At 38.6% G+C, this 17,886-nt stretch carries 13 protein-coding genes; 8 read left to right on the forward strand and 5 right to left on the reverse strand.

All coding sequences use genetic code 11. The annotated features are described in order from the left end of the window. Positions 1-52: 52 nt before the first annotated feature. Positions 53-1,267: an aminotransferase class I/II-fold pyridoxal phosphate-dependent enzyme gene (locus tag ATE92_RS13020; RefSeq protein ID WP_100804126.1), complete on the forward strand. Its 1,215-nt coding sequence runs from the start codon at positions 53-55 to the stop codon at positions 1,265-1,267. On the opposite strand, the gene ATE92_RS13025 is transcribed toward ATE92_RS13020, so the two are convergent. The 5 genes from ATE92_RS13025 to ATE92_RS13045 all read right to left on the reverse strand — a co-directional run bounded on the left by ATE92_RS13025 (position 1,268) and on the right by ATE92_RS13045 (position 9,788). After that, complete coding sequence (locus ATE92_RS13025; RefSeq protein WP_100804127.1) at positions 1,268-4,324, reverse strand: tail fiber domain-containing protein; 3,057 nt, start codon at positions 4,322-4,324, stop codon at positions 1,268-1,270. A 157-nt stretch (positions 4,325-4,481) separates the two neighbouring features. After that, a complete protein-coding gene (locus ATE92_RS13030; RefSeq protein ID WP_157809639.1) occupies positions 4,482-4,895 on the reverse strand; it encodes a hypothetical protein in 414 nt (137 codons plus the stop codon). A 195-nt stretch (positions 4,896-5,090) separates the two neighbouring features. Further along, positions 5,091-6,872, reverse strand: a complete 1,782-nt coding sequence (locus ATE92_RS13035) for a thiol-activated cytolysin family protein (protein ID WP_100804129.1) — start codon at positions 6,870-6,872, stop codon at positions 5,091-5,093. Between the two features lie 195 nt (positions 6,873-7,067). Continuing rightward, positions 7,068-7,700, reverse strand: coding sequence for a response regulator transcription factor (locus ATE92_RS13040; protein WP_100804130.1), 633 nt, complete (start codon positions 7,698-7,700; stop codon positions 7,068-7,070). A 78-nt stretch (positions 7,701-7,778) separates the two neighbouring features. After that, complete coding sequence (locus ATE92_RS13045) at positions 7,779-9,788, reverse strand: tetratricopeptide repeat protein (protein WP_100804131.1); 2,010 nt, start codon at positions 9,786-9,788, stop codon at positions 7,779-7,781. A 208-nt stretch (positions 9,789-9,996) separates the two neighbouring features. Here ATE92_RS13045 and nhaC point away from each other — a divergent pair, with 208 nt between their 5' ends. From nhaC to ATE92_RS13080, 7 genes are all read left to right on the forward strand, one after another. Continuing rightward, the gene (nhaC, locus tag ATE92_RS13050) at positions 9,997-11,472 is read left to right on the forward strand and encodes a Na+/H+ antiporter NhaC (protein WP_100804442.1); all 1,476 of its coding nucleotides are present in this window, start codon (positions 9,997-9,999) and stop codon (positions 11,470-11,472) included. 108 nt (positions 11,473-11,580) lie between these two features. Next, the gene (locus tag ATE92_RS13055; protein WP_100804132.1) at positions 11,581-12,225 is read left to right on the forward strand and encodes a peroxiredoxin; all 645 of its coding nucleotides are present in this window, start codon (positions 11,581-11,583) and stop codon (positions 12,223-12,225) included. Between the two features lie 131 nt (positions 12,226-12,356). Next, positions 12,357-12,857: a thiol peroxidase gene (tpx, locus tag ATE92_RS13060; RefSeq protein ID WP_100804133.1), complete on the forward strand. Its 501-nt coding sequence runs from the start codon at positions 12,357-12,359 to the stop codon at positions 12,855-12,857. After that, complete coding sequence (locus ATE92_RS13065) at positions 12,857-13,216, forward strand: diacylglycerol kinase family protein (RefSeq protein WP_100804134.1); 360 nt, start codon at positions 12,857-12,859, stop codon at positions 13,214-13,216. Before tpx ends, ATE92_RS13065 begins: the two co-directional genes overlap by 1 nt. Positions 13,217-13,419: 203 nt before the next feature. After that, complete coding sequence (locus ATE92_RS13070; protein ID WP_100804135.1) at positions 13,420-15,804, forward strand: DNA translocase FtsK; 2,385 nt, start codon at positions 13,420-13,422, stop codon at positions 15,802-15,804. Between the two features lies 1 nt (position 15,805). Further along, the gene (locus tag ATE92_RS13075) at positions 15,806-16,447 is read left to right on the forward strand and encodes an outer membrane lipoprotein carrier protein LolA (RefSeq protein ID WP_100804136.1); all 642 of its coding nucleotides are present in this window, start codon (positions 15,806-15,808) and stop codon (positions 16,445-16,447) included. 8 nt (positions 16,448-16,455) lie between these two features. After that, a complete protein-coding gene (locus tag ATE92_RS13080) occupies positions 16,456-17,886 on the forward strand; it encodes an LptF/LptG family permease (RefSeq protein WP_100804137.1) in 1,431 nt (476 codons plus the stop codon).

The raw sequence follows: 17,886 nt of genomic DNA on the forward strand, positions 1-17,886 counted from the left end.
TGATTTTTTAACTGAATAGTCTTAGTTTTACCATACACATTAAACCTTTACCATGAAATTCAAACCCGCAGATAACATTCAGGACTTACAATATTTTGGCGAATTTGGAGGCGTGAATCCTTCAATTTCAGATTCTTCTACATATACTTTTCTTTCGGCAAAAACCATGTTCGATACCTTTGAAGGAAATGCCGAAGGCTGTTATTTATATTCCCGTCATACTACTCCCTCAAATTTGTATTTGGGGGAAGCACTGGCAGCCATGGAGGGGACCGAAACTGCCAATGTAACTGCGAGCGGTATGGGCGCAATAACGCCAGCTATCCTTCAATTCTGTGAAGCCGGCGATCATATAATCTCAAGCCGTACAATTTACGGAGGAACCTATGCTTTTTTAAAGAATTTTGCGCCCAGAATGGCGCTTGCAACCTCCTTTGTTGATATTACCAAACTGGAAGCGGTTGAAGCTGCCATTACCGAAACAACCAAGATTATCTTTTGTGAGTGTGTAAGTAATCCCTTGTTGGAGATTGCAGATATTGAAGGATTAGCAAAAATTGCCAAAAAGCATGGTTTGCAATTATTGGTGGATAACACCTTTTCCCCTTTGACAATATCTCCAGCTAAATTGGGAGCGGATGTAGTCTTACATAGTTTGACCAAATTTATCAACGGAAGCAGTGACACCATGGGAGGTGTTGTATGTGGGAGTCAGGAGTTAATAGATTCCTTACGAAATGTAAACGACGGTGCCTGCATGTTACTTGGAGCCTCTATGGACAGTTTACGTGCCGCCTCTATTCTGAAAAATATGCGAACGTTGCATATACGAATGAAGCAACACAGTTACAATGCCTTATATCTCGCCGAAAAGTTTGAAGCAGCCGGATTAAAAACGGTCTATCCGGGTTTAAAATCGCATCCGGGTCACGAATTGTACAAACGAATGATGAACGAAGAATACGGCTTTGGAGGCATGCTTACTTTGGATGTAGGAAGCTTAGACAAGGCAAACGAACTGATGGAACTGATGCAAAAACAAAACCTGGGCTATCTGGCTGTGAGTTTAGGGTTTTACAAAACCTTGTTCAGTGCTCCTGGCACCTCAACTTCTTCAGAAATACCTGAAGAAGAACAGGCAGAGATGGGGCTTACCGACGGCTTGATACGTTTCTCTATAGGATTGGACAACGATATTGAGCGTACTTACGAAATGATGCATGACTGTATGATCCAATTAGGTATTTTAGAAGCTGTAAAAAACTAATTATTGTCTTTGTAAAAGGGCTTTAATAGCATCAATTTCTCTTTGTTGTGACTCCAATTTAGCTTGCAAGTCTTCAATTTGTTGTTGTTGTTCTTGTATAGCTTTTACGGCAATAATCCCAAATCCTGAATAATTTAAGCCTAAATAACCATTTTCATCTGTTTCAACTAATTCGGGAAATAACGGTTTTACATCCTGTGCCATAAAACCAATTGTTTCTTTTGCAGTATCACTTTGATCTGAATATAAGTAATTATAAACTGTGAGTTTTCTCAAATTTGAAAGAACATCTTTTATTGGAATAATATGCTTTTTAAGCCTTCTATCCGATGTGGCAACATAAGCCCCCGAACCATTAGTTATGTATGCTCTTCGTATTCCATTTTCTGCAAAAGACAGAAATGCCCCGGAATGGTACATCTTCCAAATATCTGATGTTGTTGAATTTTCCAAAGCAATGCCCCCTTCTCCGGCAGCAGTAACTACTGATTGTTTAATATGTAGATCGTAGCTAGGAGCAATTTCAATTCCCATATTTCCGGATGTATAAACATCCCCAACAAAAAACCCGGCAAAACTGCCTGCTTTTTGCACATTTGAATACACTCCGTAATGAACACCACCGGTAGCGGCAGAAATGTGATTATAACAACCGGATTTAAAACCTGTTCCAGAACCGCTTAAAATGTTATAAACACCATACTGGCTTCCATTACCATTTGCCACCAAGTCATTCTGCACACCAAAATGGGATCCCGTTCCGGAGCCATTCAATATATTTCTAATTCCATGATGAATACTATTTCCACTATTGTTAATATTAACATACACACCTTGTTGAACACCAGTCGCAATCCCACCTAGTGAAGCTACAAAACCGCGTGTTTCACCACTTCCACTTCCCACCAGTGAGGCATTATAACCGGTATGCGTTCCCGAACCGCTTCCAGTTAATGAGTTATAAGTACCATAATGGGCTCCATTGCCAGCACCAGCCAAAGAGTTATAGGTTCCATAGTGAATTCCTCCTCCGGGACTATCATTGGTTAAATAAGACCCATATTGTGGCCCTGTTCCATTTACGGTACCTTGAATTATAGAATAAACCCCGGCTAAAACTCCATTGCCTCCAATCAAATAATTGTTATAAGCTCCTATTTGGTTTCCATTGCCTATATTTCCTGAAAATTCGTTCCATGCTCCGGTTAAATTACCTGTACCTTCGGCAAAGTTGCTATACATTCCTGTATGCGACCCCGAACCGGTTCCTGAAAATGTATTATGTACACCCCAATGACTGTTATTGGCTGAATTGGAAATAATATTTTCAACGCCATATTGTATTCCTGTACCTGTACCCAATAATCTATTTGATATTCCAAAATGGTTTCCAGCTCCGGGACTGGCATTTATCGAATAAGAACCATATTGAGGTCCTGTCCCAGTTACGCTATTTCTAATATCTGTATAAGCTCCTGCTAAGGTTCCATTTCCTCCGGCAAAATAAATATTGAATGCCCCCAATTGATTTCCATTACCAATACTGCCCGAAAATTCATTCCATGCACCCGTTAAGTTACCGCTTCCATTGGAAAATCGATTTATCATTCCGGTATGATAACCGGCTCCTGATCCTGAAAAGGTGTTATCTACCCCCAAATGAATCCCGTCACCGGAGTTGCTTATTATGTTTTCAAGTCCGTATTGCGTTCCCACTCCGGTTCCTGAAAGTCTATTTGACACACCGTAATGACTGCCGCCTCCGGGACTAGCATTGGAGAAATACACACCGTATTGAGCCCCCGTCCCATTTACAGTATTTCGTATATCGGTATAAGAACCTGCCAAGATTCCATTTCCGCCCGCAAAATAACTATTGAATACTCCTAATTGATTTCCATCTCCCACGGTTCCTGTAAACTCATTCCAGGCACCTGTTAAATTACCGCTTCCATTCGAAAATCTATTTATCATTCCGGTATGGTAGCCCGAGCCACTACCTGAAAAGGTATTGTCATCGCCATAATGATTCCCATTACCCGTGTTGGAAATAAAATTTTGCGTTCCATATTGCACTCCGTCTCCAGTGCCTCCTAACGAATTGTATACTCCCCAATGCGTTCCCAAACCGGTATTTGTAATAATATTTCTACTTCCCACTTGTGGTGCATCTCCGGCTCCGATTAGGTCACTTCTTACTCCATAATGGACCGTGGTACCGGTTCCTGATAGCACATTGTATATTCCCGCCTGTGTCCCGTCTCCATTTCCGGTTAGCCAATTGTAGAGCCCATACCGATTTCCTGCACCGTTGCCACTAAGGACATTCAATCCGCCAAAATGATCCCCATCTCCCGTATTGGCATTATTAGTATAAGTTCCTCTTTGAATTCCAGTGGCATTTCCTCCTATGGAAGCTACAAAACCTCTTGTTTCACCACTTCCATTGCCATTTAATGTGACATAGGATCCGGTATGAGTACCATTTCCTGATCCACTAAGCACAGCATTCATTCCTCTTTGGTCACCATCGCCGGTATTAGTGATTTCTGACATCAATCCATAGCTAGCCACATTTGCAGCTCCATCAATCAATACGGAAACACCTCGTCCCCCATCGGTGGATAATACGTCCAAAGACCAATCTGCAGTGTTTTTCCCTATGGCAACATTTCCCATTGTGTACATATCATCGGTGATATTATTAGGCGCAACTGTTGTCCCTTCCTCATACCAATCAATGTCGTCTGTAGCCGTAAGAGAAGTACTAAGACGTTCCCATGTTGTACCGTTAAAATAATAAAATCCAACCCCACTGCCCCCCGTGGTGGTGGCATTAGTATTATAAATTAGTAAACCTGTGGCTGCTGTATTTGTACCGTCGATCATTGTATCTGCTACATCTCCCAGAGAAACTTGCGGCATTAAAATTCCTTTATTCGATGCCGAAATATCCAAAACTGAAGAAGCATCCGGTGTAACGGTGCCTATCCCTACTTGAGAAAAACTTACACTGTATAGAATACAAAAACCTAAAATACTTAGTATCTTTTTCATAATCGTAATATTTAAAAAGTAGGTTAAGTCTCGGTAAATACTGAAACAAAGTTGCAATCATCTCACTAATAATACAATACCGAAAACGGGGGAGAGAAATTATTTTGAATAACAAATACAGAGAAATTGCTAGTGAGACAGAGCAAATGTTACTTGGTTATACATAACCATTGATTACCATCTCATCAATTTTATAGACAGCAAAAACCATAAAAATTAAGAGGATAATCGCAAACACCAGCATTGGGCGGTAGTTTTTTTCTTCTCCCTTAATATAGATTTTGGATGTATTCGGCTTATAGGCGATATCTACCAAATCACCTACCTGATGTTTACTGTTTGCTGAAATTGCCTCTCCATATACCAATAGTCCGCTTTTGTAATCTTTATATTCCAGGCTTAGTTTGAGTAAGTGTTGTCCCCTGAAGAAGTTTTGCATGCTAATCTGTGTAATTCTGGCCTTTGTATTGATGCCATTTCTTCTGATACTACGATATTTATTAATCCGAAACAGCGTAATGAAGGTTGGCAAAGAAGCCAGAAGTAAGATAACGATATAAATTAGTATCATTCTTTCTTTGTTAGTTGTTAGTGCTTTTGATCAATTCCGGATTGAAAAGTTATTAATTCCGAATAAAATTCTTACAAATAATTCAACCAGCAAAATCGTTCATAAGAGATATGCATAGTAGTGCTCAAAAAAATATAAAAGCCGGTTATCCCCAAATAATCGGCTCTTATACCTTTCTAAGGAAATTAAAAATTACTATCCTTCAAATATTGGGATTACCCGAAACATAAACGTAACCCTACTGCCTTCATGTCGTGAAACTAAATTAACCGAAGTTAGGTCGGAGAGATCATTAATTTTGCTCTCCCACAGGTTATCCTGAAAATTATCATCGTCAAAATCATCAAATTCCACAACATCCACACGAATACCTATTTTTGCATTTGGATCATTTAACGGTACATTAAAGTCGATCTGTTTATTGACACTCCATGGCTCTCCTTCTTTTAATTCCAGAGGGTTTTGAGAACTTCCTTCCGTAAATGTCCAAGGTTTTGGTACTGTAGATCGAAGTGCCTTGGGTATATTTTCCCAATTGGCAATTGCTTTATTCTTTTTGTTAACGTCCATAATAGATTTTCCTTTACCGTCAAAGGCAATTATCCGTACGAATGCTTTTATTTCGGAAGCGCTTCCCGCATCATCATTTACTGAATTAACTACCATATCCCAAACTATTCGATATTTAGAAGCTCTTGGAGCACATTGTCTGGAGGTATACTTAGTTATCATCCTTGTGCCTACAGTTGCCTGATCCAATGTTGCCAATGTAAAGGCTATTTTAACCTCATCGTTGGTTTGCTTAAAATAGTCGTCTATCCTTTTTTGAAGTTCTTTAAAAGAGCCTGCATTCACCAAAAGACTTGAGTATATAGGATTACCTCCTATAGCACCTACAGTGACCTTGGTAGTTTTAAGAATACTTTTTTGCTTTTCATTCAATGAAGCTTCTCCTCCTGCAAATCCGAAATTAGCATACGCATCGACATCAATACCATGTGCTGAAAGTGAATAATCGGACTCATAGACGATATAAAGCATTCGGCCATAGGTAATACTGTCTACATACACCCAATTTGGATCTATTTCACTCTTATCGATCGCTTTAGGATTGTTAGATTCTCCTTTCAGAAAAAAGAAATCACTAGGCTCATGTACAGAGCTATCCACAAAAATAGTGTAGTATGCTTGAAAAATTTCTACCACATATTTATGCGATTTTTTTTCATCGGTAAAACTGAAATTATGACTTCCGCCGAATCCTAAATAATATCCACTACCTCCGGTTCTCATAAAAAAGTCTTCTTCCGAGAGCATTTCGAATTTAGTCCCTACGGTTCTTGAACCTCCCGGCTTGGCGCCACCTATTAATTCCAACACCCCGGCTTGTACATTGCCCGAAGAAGGATCATTAATTAATACCTGAGCCTTTTTGGCATGATTATTATCGGATACAATTGTAATGGGTTTACGCGCAAAAGGGACTGTGTTGTATTCCCCATTTGCAATACTTTTAAAATCGTAAACGCCACCTACATAAATTTTAGTGAATTGCGGATTTAAAATAGCGGTATCTTTATTTACAATTTCGGCGTCCCATTGTTGAATTTGACAGGTCCAATTTGAAGTTGCTTCCTTTTTAGCGGTTCCGGAGATAGGAACAATTTTGCCAAAGTCATTCAATTTTCGAGCATATTCCATTTTAATTTGCCCGCCTCCGCGTAAACCTACGGTTGTACTTTGCAGGATGGTTTTTTTGGGAATGGAAAAATTAAATTTCACTGCCGGACGAACCTTTTTAGAAATGCCCAATTTCGAAAGATTCGATGCTTTTGAAACTGAAATAGCCGGTTTCTTAGCGATAACCTTTTTTGCTACTGTTTTGGATTTTTGTGCTACATTTTTAGCATCCTTTTCAGTTTTTTGTTTTCGAAGAGTGCCAACTTTTACCGATTGACTTAAAAGTTTTTTTGCCATGATAGTAAGTATTAGATTATTAATAATTAATGCATCTAATTAATTTGGAGAGTTTCATGAAAAAACCGTTTTATGTTTGGTTAATAAACAGTTTTCTAATGTGGTAAAATTGTAACATATTATACAACAGCGCAATACCGAAAATAGGGGAAGAAATTGTAATGCTAAGATGGAGGTGACAACAAATACATCTGTTTAAACCAATTTTTCCTGAATAGCTTTAGCTACGGCTTCGGTACTGGAATGTACATGTAATTTGGTGTAGATGTTTTTCATATGAGTTTTAACCGTTTCTATTGAAACCGTCAACTCGTCTGCAATCATTTTATAACTTTTACCAAGTGTTAATTGCTGTAAAACCATTTTTTCTTTATCGGTTAGATTGTATTCAATTTGTGAAAAGGGAAGAAAATTCAATTTAAAGAGTTGCAACATTCGGCGCGCAATAGTTGGAGACATGGGAGCACCGCCACTCTCAGCATCTTTAAGCGCCTCTATATATTGCAAAGGATCGCTTGACTTTAAAATATATCCTGAAGCACCGGCGCAAATGGCTCGGAAAATGGAATCGTCATCTGAAAATACAGTCTGAATCAATACGTGAATTTGAGGAAAGTGTTCTTTTATAATTTTTGTGGCGTCAATACCCGAGATACCGGGCATCTGAATGTCCATTAAGCAGATATCACAATCTATTTCCTCTAATCTCTCTACGAGTTGATTGCAATTTGCAAAAGCGCCCACACAATCAAAACCTTCAGTAGTCTCTAATAGTAGTTGAAGGCTTTCGCGTAAGTGCTTGTTGTCTTCAAAAATGCATACGTTCATAAGTCAATCTTGAATTAACTACAATAGTATTCCTTCTTTTTAAAATATAAAATACCCAATGTGGGGGACTCGAGATTCTTAACCCATCGGAAAACTTAATGCTACTCGGGTACCCATGTGGGGTGATGTATCTATCAATAATTTTCCTTGCAATTCGATTGCCCTGCTAGTCATATTGTTTAGTCCATTTCCTTTTTCAATAGTTTTTAAATCGAAACCGGATCCTTCATCACAAATAACCATGTTTAGCTTTTTGTTTGTAATTTCTATTGTAACGTCGAGCGATTTTGTATTAGAATACTTAATGGCATTATTAACAGCTTCTTTAAAAATTAAATAGACGTTTTTACTTTGTGTAGGGGTAAGTCTGAGATTCCCTAATTCATTCGCTTGAAATGAATAATAAATATTACGAATTGTGCAAAGGTCATGCATAAACCGCTCCATTCGTTCTTTTAATCCAATTCCATAATTTTCGGAAGGCTTTAGCATCCAAACAATATCATTCATTTTATCCATGGTCTCATGTGCGTTGTCACTTACTTTAGATAGAATAGTTTGCTGATTTTTGGGAGTAGTATTCGCTGCCATTTTGCTTAACATAAAAATACTGCTGAGAGAACTGCCTACTTCATCATGTAAATCGGCCGCTATTTGATTTCGCAGTTCCACCTCTTTCATTTTTTGGCGTAATTTATTTCTATTAATAAACATCCAAATACCAATTCCGGTAAAAAGAAATATCACCCCCGATAAAATCACAAGAAATCGCTGTTGTTTTAATTTCTCATCGATTAGTAGCTTATCTTTTTGAAGCAATTCAATTTGTTTTTCATTATTTGTTTTGTTGTACTGTTCCTCAATGCTTTTAAACTGCGCTTGAATTGCATAGTTTTTAATGCTGTCGGTTAGGGCGTGATATAAGTTTGTGTATTCCAGAGCTTTATCGTATTGCTTGCGATTAGTGTAATATTCGGCCATATTTTTATATCCTGCTGCTTCTTGATTTTTTCTCCCCGCTTCCTGTAATGATTTAAGATTGAGGATAGCATCATTTTCGGATACAATTTGTTGTTCGCTACTTTTTTTGATGGCCAATATTTCAAGCTCGGCAGAAATAATCTGAACGCTATCATCAATTTTTATTGCAACTGCTTTGCTTTTTTCAAGATTTGAAATTGCCTCTTGTGATCGCCCCATTTCGGCGTACAATTGTCCTATTGCAAAATAGTTGTCAGTAACTTCGGTAAACACTTCCATTTCAGTATTTATAGTAAGTGCCGTGTTATAATGAGCTAGTGCTTTGTCATACTCTTTAAGTCCCTTATACACATTTCCCAAATTCTGTTCTGCATTAGCTAAACCTCGCTTATCACCAAGTTCTTTCTTAAGTTTAATCGATTTGTTGAGATAGACAAGTGCTTCACTATATCGTTTTAATTCGGTATAACATTCCGAGATATTATTAAAACAAAAGGACTGCCCCGCCTTATTATCAAGTTTCTCAAATCCGTTTAATGCAATAATGTAATATTTGAGACCCTCATTATAATCGGACATCCCCAAATAACAATTTCCAATATTAATTGCCTGCCCGGAGGCAGAGAGAAGATCACCCTTGGCAATAGCTACGTCGTAAGATCTTTTAAAAAAGACTAAGGCTTCTTTATATTTTCCACTCTTTTTATAATACAATCCGGCCGTGGATGCGTAGTTCGCTTGTATTTTAGAATTAACCCTATACTTTGGATTTTCTGAAAGAACTCTTAGTCGGTTCAGGTAAAATTCAGAACTATCCAATTGAGCAGTATTTTTATACAGACTTACCAAATTTGAATAGGTACTGCTTAACGCTTCATCATTGGGGAACGTCTTTATAATTGTTTTAGCCCGCCATAAATATGTTTTAGCTTTATTTACATCCTTTCTAATCCACTCGACGGCGATAAGGTTTATTGCATTTACGGTTTCTAAATCACTATTATTTTTTGCTATAACAATTTCTAAGCTATCTATCTTCGATTGTTGTGCAGACACACTAAAGCAAACCAAACAACAAATTCCAAAAAAGGAGCTCTTGATAGACATAATTACTTGATTTTCTAATATGAAAGTACAAAACTTAATACAAATTTGAATGTACCCTTCATTATTTATTCCATAAGGAGATAAGTTCTTTACAACCTAATGCGCTTCGCAAGAATTGCTATTTACTAATAGCAGAACCGCTATTGCATTGAAGTACTTGCATACCTTTTTACAAAATCGTAACATTACAATTCTAAAAAATCCAACCATGCAAAGTCAAGATATTAAACCAGGAGGACCTCAAGACGAACATATAGTAGAGAACAAAGAGCTCAATATTTGGGAAGCTTTAATTCCCGTCGTTATTTTAATGGGTCTCTTGGCTTATAATATATTCTTTGCCGATGGGGAATGGATGGGCGAATACAGTAATCAAATTATTTTATTAATGGGTGCAGTAGTAGCTGCTGTTGTTGGTTTTTTCAATAAGACATCGATCACTACAATGGCCGAAGAAGTTTGGGAAAACTGGAGAAGTATTTTAGTCCCTATCATAATTTTATTACTCGTTGGGGCTTTGGCAGGTACTTGGCTAATAAGTGGGGTAATCCCTGCAATGGTGTACTATGGTTTACAAGTGCTTAGTCCGGAAATATTCCTCCCGGCATCAGTAGTTATTGCAGCAATTATTTCTGTGGCCACGGGAAGCTCCTGGACAACTTCCGCTACCGTTGGAATTGCATTGGTTGGAATAGGTTCTGCATTGGGAATAAATTCAGGTATGATAGCAGGGGCTGTAATTTCCGGAGCTTACTTTGGGGATAAAATGTCCCCCCTTAGTGATACAACGAATCTTGCACCGGCGATGGCAGGCACCGATTTGTTTACCCACATTCGTTATATGGCATTGACCACTGTACCCACTATTTTAATCACAATTATTGTTTTTGCAATTTTAAGTTTTACAGTAGACGTTACAGGGGACGCAGATATATCCGGCCTGCTCACAACAATTGATTCCACCTTCAACACCACGCCTTGGTTATTTGTGGTTCCTGCAATTGTAATCGTACTAATTGTAACAAAAACAAAGCCTCTTATCGCCTTATCTGTCGGAGTTGTTTCAGCTGCGATTTTTGCTGTAATTTTTCAAGGGGACGTTTTAGCGCAAATTTCAGATTCTAACATTGGAACAATTGTTCAAGCAGTTTTTACAGATACTGCGATTGAAACGGACAATGAAAAACTGAATGATTTGTTCTCTTCCGGAGGTATGCTTGGAATGCTATGGACTATTCTTATTATAATCTGTGCTATGGTGTTTGGAGGTGTAATGGACGGAATTGGTGCCTTGGCAAGAATTACCGATCAATTATTGAAAATGGCTTCATCAGTATTTGGACTCTTCGCGAGTACTGTGGTAAGTTGCTTAGGACTTAACGTCATTGCAAGCGACCAATACTTAGCCATTGTAATTCCGGGAAAAATGTTTAAAAAAGCATACGACGATCGAGGTTTAGCCCCGGAAAATCTTTCAAGAACGTTAGAGGATAGTGGTACGGTAACTTCGGTATTAATTCCGTGGAATACCTGTGGAGCTTATCAAAGCACGGTGTTAGGAGTTGGGGTAGCAGAGTATTTCTTTTACGCGGTTTTCAACTGGTTAAGTCCGTTTATGACCTTGCTTTTTGCCGCATTCAGAATTAAAATAAAACAACTTTCAGGAGGAAATTTACCTCGCTAAATTGCAGCAAATATTCACAAAACTTTAAGTGTCATTCACTTTTTATTCGGCTTTTGAATTTGTACTTTTGCAGCCTCAAAATAAGTACTAAAATTCAAAATAAAATCAATGGCATTAGTAGGAAAAAAGTTCCCGAATCTTGAAGTAAACGCAACCGATAGATCCGGAATTACACAAAAAATAAATATTCTTTCAAAAGCAAAAACCGAAGGAAAAAAAGTAATTCTTTTCTGGTATCCAAAAGACTTTACCTTTGTTTGTCCAACCGAATTACATGCTTTTCAGGCGGCTATAGGTGAGTTCGAAAAAAGAAATACGCTGGTAATTGGCGCTTCTTGCGACACTGCCGAAGTGCATTTCGCTTGGTTAAACACCCCAAAAAATCATGGAGGAATCGAAGGAATTACCTATCCGCTTCTTGCGGACAGCAATCGTAATCTGGCATCACAACTGGATATTCTCGACATTACCAACGAACGTTACGATGAAGAAACCGGAAACGTTTTGGTGGATGGAGATAATGTAACGTATCGCGCTACATATCTTATCGACGAAGAAGGAACCGTTTTCCACGAGAGTATTAATCACATGCCATTGGGCAGAAACGTGTCCGAATTTTTACGTCTTATCGATGCTTACACCCACGTGCAGCAAAATGGGGAAGTATGTCCGGCCAACTGGCAAGAAGGAGCTACTGCCATGAATGCCGATAGAAAAGGTGTTGCAGAATATTTAACACAACAATTAAACTAAGTTTAATTTTTAAATTACGGTTGGTTTCAATTTAAAACCCTTTCCATTCCGGAAGGGTTTTTTTATGTACAATTCTGAAAAATACTAAGTAAGAATGTCTATTTTTATCTTTGAAATAAATTTAGATTTATATGGCATCTATCACGCTCGACGGAAATCCGGCTGCTACAAACGGGAATTTACCCGCAGTAGACTCGACAGCCCCTAACTTTACACTTACGGCAACTAATTTATCTGAAAAGTCGTTGCACGATTACGACAAAGCCCGAAAAATAGTAAACATTTTCCCAAGTGTGGGAACAGGTGTTTGTGCTGCTGCTTTGCGGAAATTTAATGAGAAAAGTTCTCAACTACAAAACACCAAAGTACTGTGTATTTCAAAAGATTTACCCTTTGCACAGTCCCAATTTTGTGCTGCCGAAGGGCTTGAAAACGTAGAAATGCTGTCCGATTTCAAAAATGAAGATTTCGGAAATGACTATGGCGTTTTGATTGTGAAAAGTGCTTTTACCGGTTTATTGGCCAGAGCCGTATTAGTACTCGATGAAAACAATACCGTGATCTATTCGCAGCTGGTTCCCGATATTGCCCAGGAACCGGATTATGAAGCTGCGCTAAATGCATTGAAATAATGTGGAATACTTATTTAGGCAAACGCCTTAAAGGATTTGGGTACGCAACTAAAGGAGCATGGATGCTGCTTAAAAATGAACCCAGTATCCAAGTACAGGCCTTTATTGTAGTGGGGGTAACTATTGCCGGTTTTTACTTTGAAATTTCAGAGATTGAGTGGATGTTTCAGATTTTAGCAATTGGGCTGGTTATGAGTGTGGAAGGACTTAATACTGCCGCCGAAGAGATGGCCGATTTTGTACACCCCGACTTTCACAATAAGATTGGATATATAAAAGATGTCGCTGCCGGAGCCGTCTTTTTTGCCGCAGTTGCCGCAGTTGTGATTGCATGTATTATTTATATTCCTAAGTTTTAATGCGCCACTCTGTGTATTTAATCTCAGTCTTCAGCTCCCTAAGCAGTGAGTAATAAGCAAAGGTCAATACAATGGAAACGTGATAATAAACTGCTAGTAATGTACAATCTGTTGAGCTGAAAGGATTCTCACCATTTAGAAAATTTTATGTAGTATGGAACGTTTGATATTTGTATTTTTGCTCAAAGTCAACCCAACCTTACATGGCGAAAAAGAAAACCGCTACATCTAAAAAACCTGCAACACCTCGTAAAAAAATCTCTTTTACGCTATCCAAGCAACAAAAAATTTTATTGGGTAGCTTTCTATTCTTACTGGGCTTGGCTTTGTTATTTTCTATCGTATCCTATTTTTTCACTTGGCAGACCGACCAAAGTGAAATAGGTCTCGTAGTAGATCGCGAAGCTGAAGCAAAAAACTGGCTGAACAAGTTTGGCGCCCACGTTGGAAACTTTTTTGTCTACGATGGTTTCGGGATTGCAGCCTTTATCCCGGCTTTTCTTATTGCACTTACCGGAGTTTACTATTTTTTCGATTATGCCAAGAAACAACTCAAACGCTTTTGGTTCTGGGGAATTTTATTAATGATTTGGATTGCTGTTTTTTTCGGATTTTTTAAGGAAAAAACTACCTTATTAAGCGGAACCATTGGTTTTGAAACAAATGACCTTTTACAGGATTATCTGGGACTTATAGGTACAATTCTACTCATGACATTTTTGGCGATTATCTATCTGGTAGTTCGACTGAAGGTGACTCCCGAGCATGTAACTTCAGCTCTTAAAAAAACAAAGAAGGAAATTGCAACCGACTTTTCTTCAGGAATACCTTCAGAAGAAACGATTGCGCAAACAGACTATGAAAAGGACGTTGTCGAAGCCCTAGTCCCCGACTCAAAATTAGAGATAACCACTTCCGAAGAAGAGGAAGAACCGGAAGAACCTACATTAAAAACAACTACCCCGGTAGTAGCAAATAGAGAAGAATCTGACGTTGAAATGGAGATTGCTCAAGCCCCCGAAGAAGAGACCGTCGAAGCAAATCTCAGTAAAAAATTAGTCGAAGATTTTGGCGAATTCGACCCCACCTTAGAACTCAGTAACTTTAAGTTTCCAACCATCGAATTGCTTAAGGACTATACAGGAGGCAAAGGAATTACGATTAATCAGGAGGAACTGGAAGAAAATAAAAACCGAATTGTAAATACGCTCAGCAATTACAAAATTGGAATCGCCAATATCAAAGCTACGGTTGGACCTACTGTAACCTTGTATGAAATTGTTCCTGAAGCAGGAATTAGAATTTCAAAAATTAAAAATCTGGAAGACGATATTGCCCTATCACTTTCGGCCTTGGGAATTCGTATCATAGCTCCTATTCCGGGACGTGGGACCATAGGGATTGAAGTTCCCAACAAAACTCCAAAAATAGTTTCTATGCGTTCGGTGATTGCTTCGCCTAAATTTCAAAATGCCGAAATGGAATTACCGCTGGCACTTGGTAAAACCATTAGTAACGAAACATTTGTAGTGGATCTTGCAAAAATGCCTCACCTGCTAATGGCCGGAGCAACAGGACAGGGGAAATCGGTGGGACTCAATGCCATTCTCACCTCGCTCCTTTATAAAAAGCATCCCGCCGAAGTAAAATTTGTGTTGGTAGATCCCAAAAAGGTAGAATTAACCCTTTTCAATAAAATCGAACGGCATTACCTGGCAAAACTACCGGACACCGAAGAAGCCATTATTACAGACACTACCAAGGTGGTTTATACCCTTAATTCGTTGTGTATGGAAATGGACGCCCGTTACGACTTGCTAAAAGAGGCGATGGTGCGGAATATAAAAGAATACAACACCAAATTCAAGGCGCGTAAATTGAATCCGCATGAAGGACATCGTTATTTACCTTATATTGTTTTGGTAGTAGATGAGTTTGCCGATTTGATTATGACTGCCGGAAAAGAGGTGGAAACACCCATTGCACGTCTTGCGCAGTTAGCTCGTGCTATTGGAATTCACTTGATTATTGCGACACAACGTCCTTCGGTAAATGTAATTACGGGTATCATTAAGGCGAATTTCCCTGCCCGAGTTGCTTTTAGAGTAACCAGTAAGATAGATTCCCGTACTATTTTGGATAGTTCGGGGGCCGACCAGTTAATTGGACGTGGAGATATGTTATTTACACAAGGAAACGATCTTACGCGACTTCAATGCGCTTTTGTAGACACTCCTGAAGTAGCAGATATTACCGAATTTATAGGGTCTCAAAAAGCATATCCCGATGCACATCTCTTACCGGAATACGAAGGAGAAGAAGGTGGCACAAATCTTGATATTAGTATTGAGGAACGTGATAAAATGTTTCGCGAAGCTGCCGAAGTGCTTGTAATTGCACAACAAGGTTCCGCCTCCCTGTTGCAAAGGAAGCTGAAACTGGGCTACAACCGCGCCGGACGAATTATCGACCAATTAGAGGCCGCAGGTATTGTTGGTCCATTTGAAGGTAGTAAAGCCAGACAGGTACTCGTTCCAACCATCGACGCATTAAACCAACTATTAGAAAACGAAAGTAATACTTATTAAAATGAAAAAGTTAGCCGTATTAGTCATTACACTTTTCACAATGTCATTTGCTTCTGCACAGGAGGCAAAAACGCTGTTGAACGAAGTTTCAGCGAAAGCAAAAAGCTACGATAATATTCTTATTGATTTTAAATACAACCTGAGCAACACCCAAGAAAAGGTAAATCAGGATACACGTGGAGATGTTACCCTTTCAGGGAATAAATACGTATTGAATATGATGGGTACTACCCGTATGTTCGACGGAAAGAATATTTACACGATTGTCCCTGAAGACGAAGAAGTGACTATTTCTACTTACAATCCGCAGGATGATAAAGACGTGACGCCTTCAAAATTGTTGACCTTTTATGAAAAGGGCTATACCTACAAAATGGACATCGTTCAGAATGTAAAGGGCAGAAAAATTCAGTACGTTAAATTAATTCCTATCGATTCGAAAGCCGAAATGAAGGATGTGCTTTTGGGGATTGATGTACAGACGAAACACATCTACAAATTAATTCAGACAGACGCTAAGGGAACAAAATACACCCTTACAGTAAATTCTTTTAAAACCAATCAGCCTTTGTCCAAAACTCTTTTTACCTTTGATGAAGCGAAGTTCAAGCAAGATGGTTACTACATCAATAAGCTTGACTAGCAAATGGTTTGAAAATTTTAGATCGCTACATACTGGTCACCTATTTGAAGACGTTTTTTAGCGTCTTCATTATTTTAATGTTCATTTTCGTATTGCAAACTATTTGGTTGTATATAAGTGAACTTGCAGGAAAAGATCTGGATGTATGGATAGTACTTAAATTTTTGTGGTATGTATCTCCCAGACTAATTCCATTGGTACTACCGCTTACGATTCTAGTTACGTCATTAATGGTATTTGGAAGCTTTTCTGAAAAGTATGAATTCGCCGCCATGAAATCTACCGGAATCTCGTTGCAACGCGCTATGCGAAGTCTCACTGTCTTTATTTTGGTATTGGCAGCAGTTGCCTTTTTCTTTGCGAACGATGTGATTCCCTATTCGGAATACAAATGGCAGAATCTTCGTAGGAATATTGCCCAAGTGAGTCCGTCGATGGTTATATCGGAAGGGCAATTCAGTCAGATAGGAGACGATTTCAATATAAAAGTATCAAAGAAAAGCGGAGACCGCGATCAATTCCTCAATGACATTGTGATTCATAAAAAGAACAGCATGCGTCCCAATGGCAACTACACAGTCATTATTGCCGATAATGGCGAGCTTGCGAGTGAAGAAGGCAGTAATACGCTTTCCTTGATTTTGAACGATGGTTATTATTACGACGACGTACAGGTAAAAGATCCTAAAAAACAAATGCGAAAGCCATTTGCAAAGAGCTATTTTGAAACCTATACCATCAATATTGACCTAACCAAATTTAACGACACCGATATAGACAAGGAAAACGAAGTGAACAACCACAATATGTACAAAATAAGTGAGTTGTTTGTAGAAATTGATTCCCTTTCCAACAGCTATACCAAAGATATTGCAGTCTTTTCAGAAAATATGCATATTCGTACCGGAGCGACAAAATTTGGTATATCACAACCCGTGAAACCTGATACTATCCGGCCGTTTACCACTATTGTAGATTTCTATAATGAAAAGCAACAGAGTGAAATTCTCGATTTGGCTCTCACTAATGTTCGAGGGACGCTTCAAACTGTAAAGGCTAAAAAAACCGAATTCCAAATTAAGACCAAGCGTCTTAATAAACATGAGATTGCGCTGCACGAAAAGTATGTGTTGGCGTTGGCCTGTATCATCCTCTTTTTTGTAGGTGCACCTCTGGGAGCGATTATTAGAAAAGGAGGAATGGGACTTCCTATGGTTGTTGCGATCTTGTTATTTTTAACCTATCACTTTATAGGTATTTTTGCAAAAAACAGTGCCGAAGATGGAACCATGCATCCGTTTATCGCCAGTTGGTTAAGCACGGTAATTATGTTACCGCTAAGCATCTGGCTAACCTATCGCGCCACAACCGATCAAGGAATTTTTGATATTGATACATTCTTACAACGAATTACCGGTTTGTTTAAAAAGAAGGAATAG

Origin of the sequence: Ulvibacter sp. MAR_2010_11, from assembly GCF_002813135.1 — a bacterium.
In the GTDB taxonomy this organism is placed as follows: domain Bacteria; phylum Bacteroidota; class Bacteroidia; order Flavobacteriales; family Flavobacteriaceae; genus Altibacter.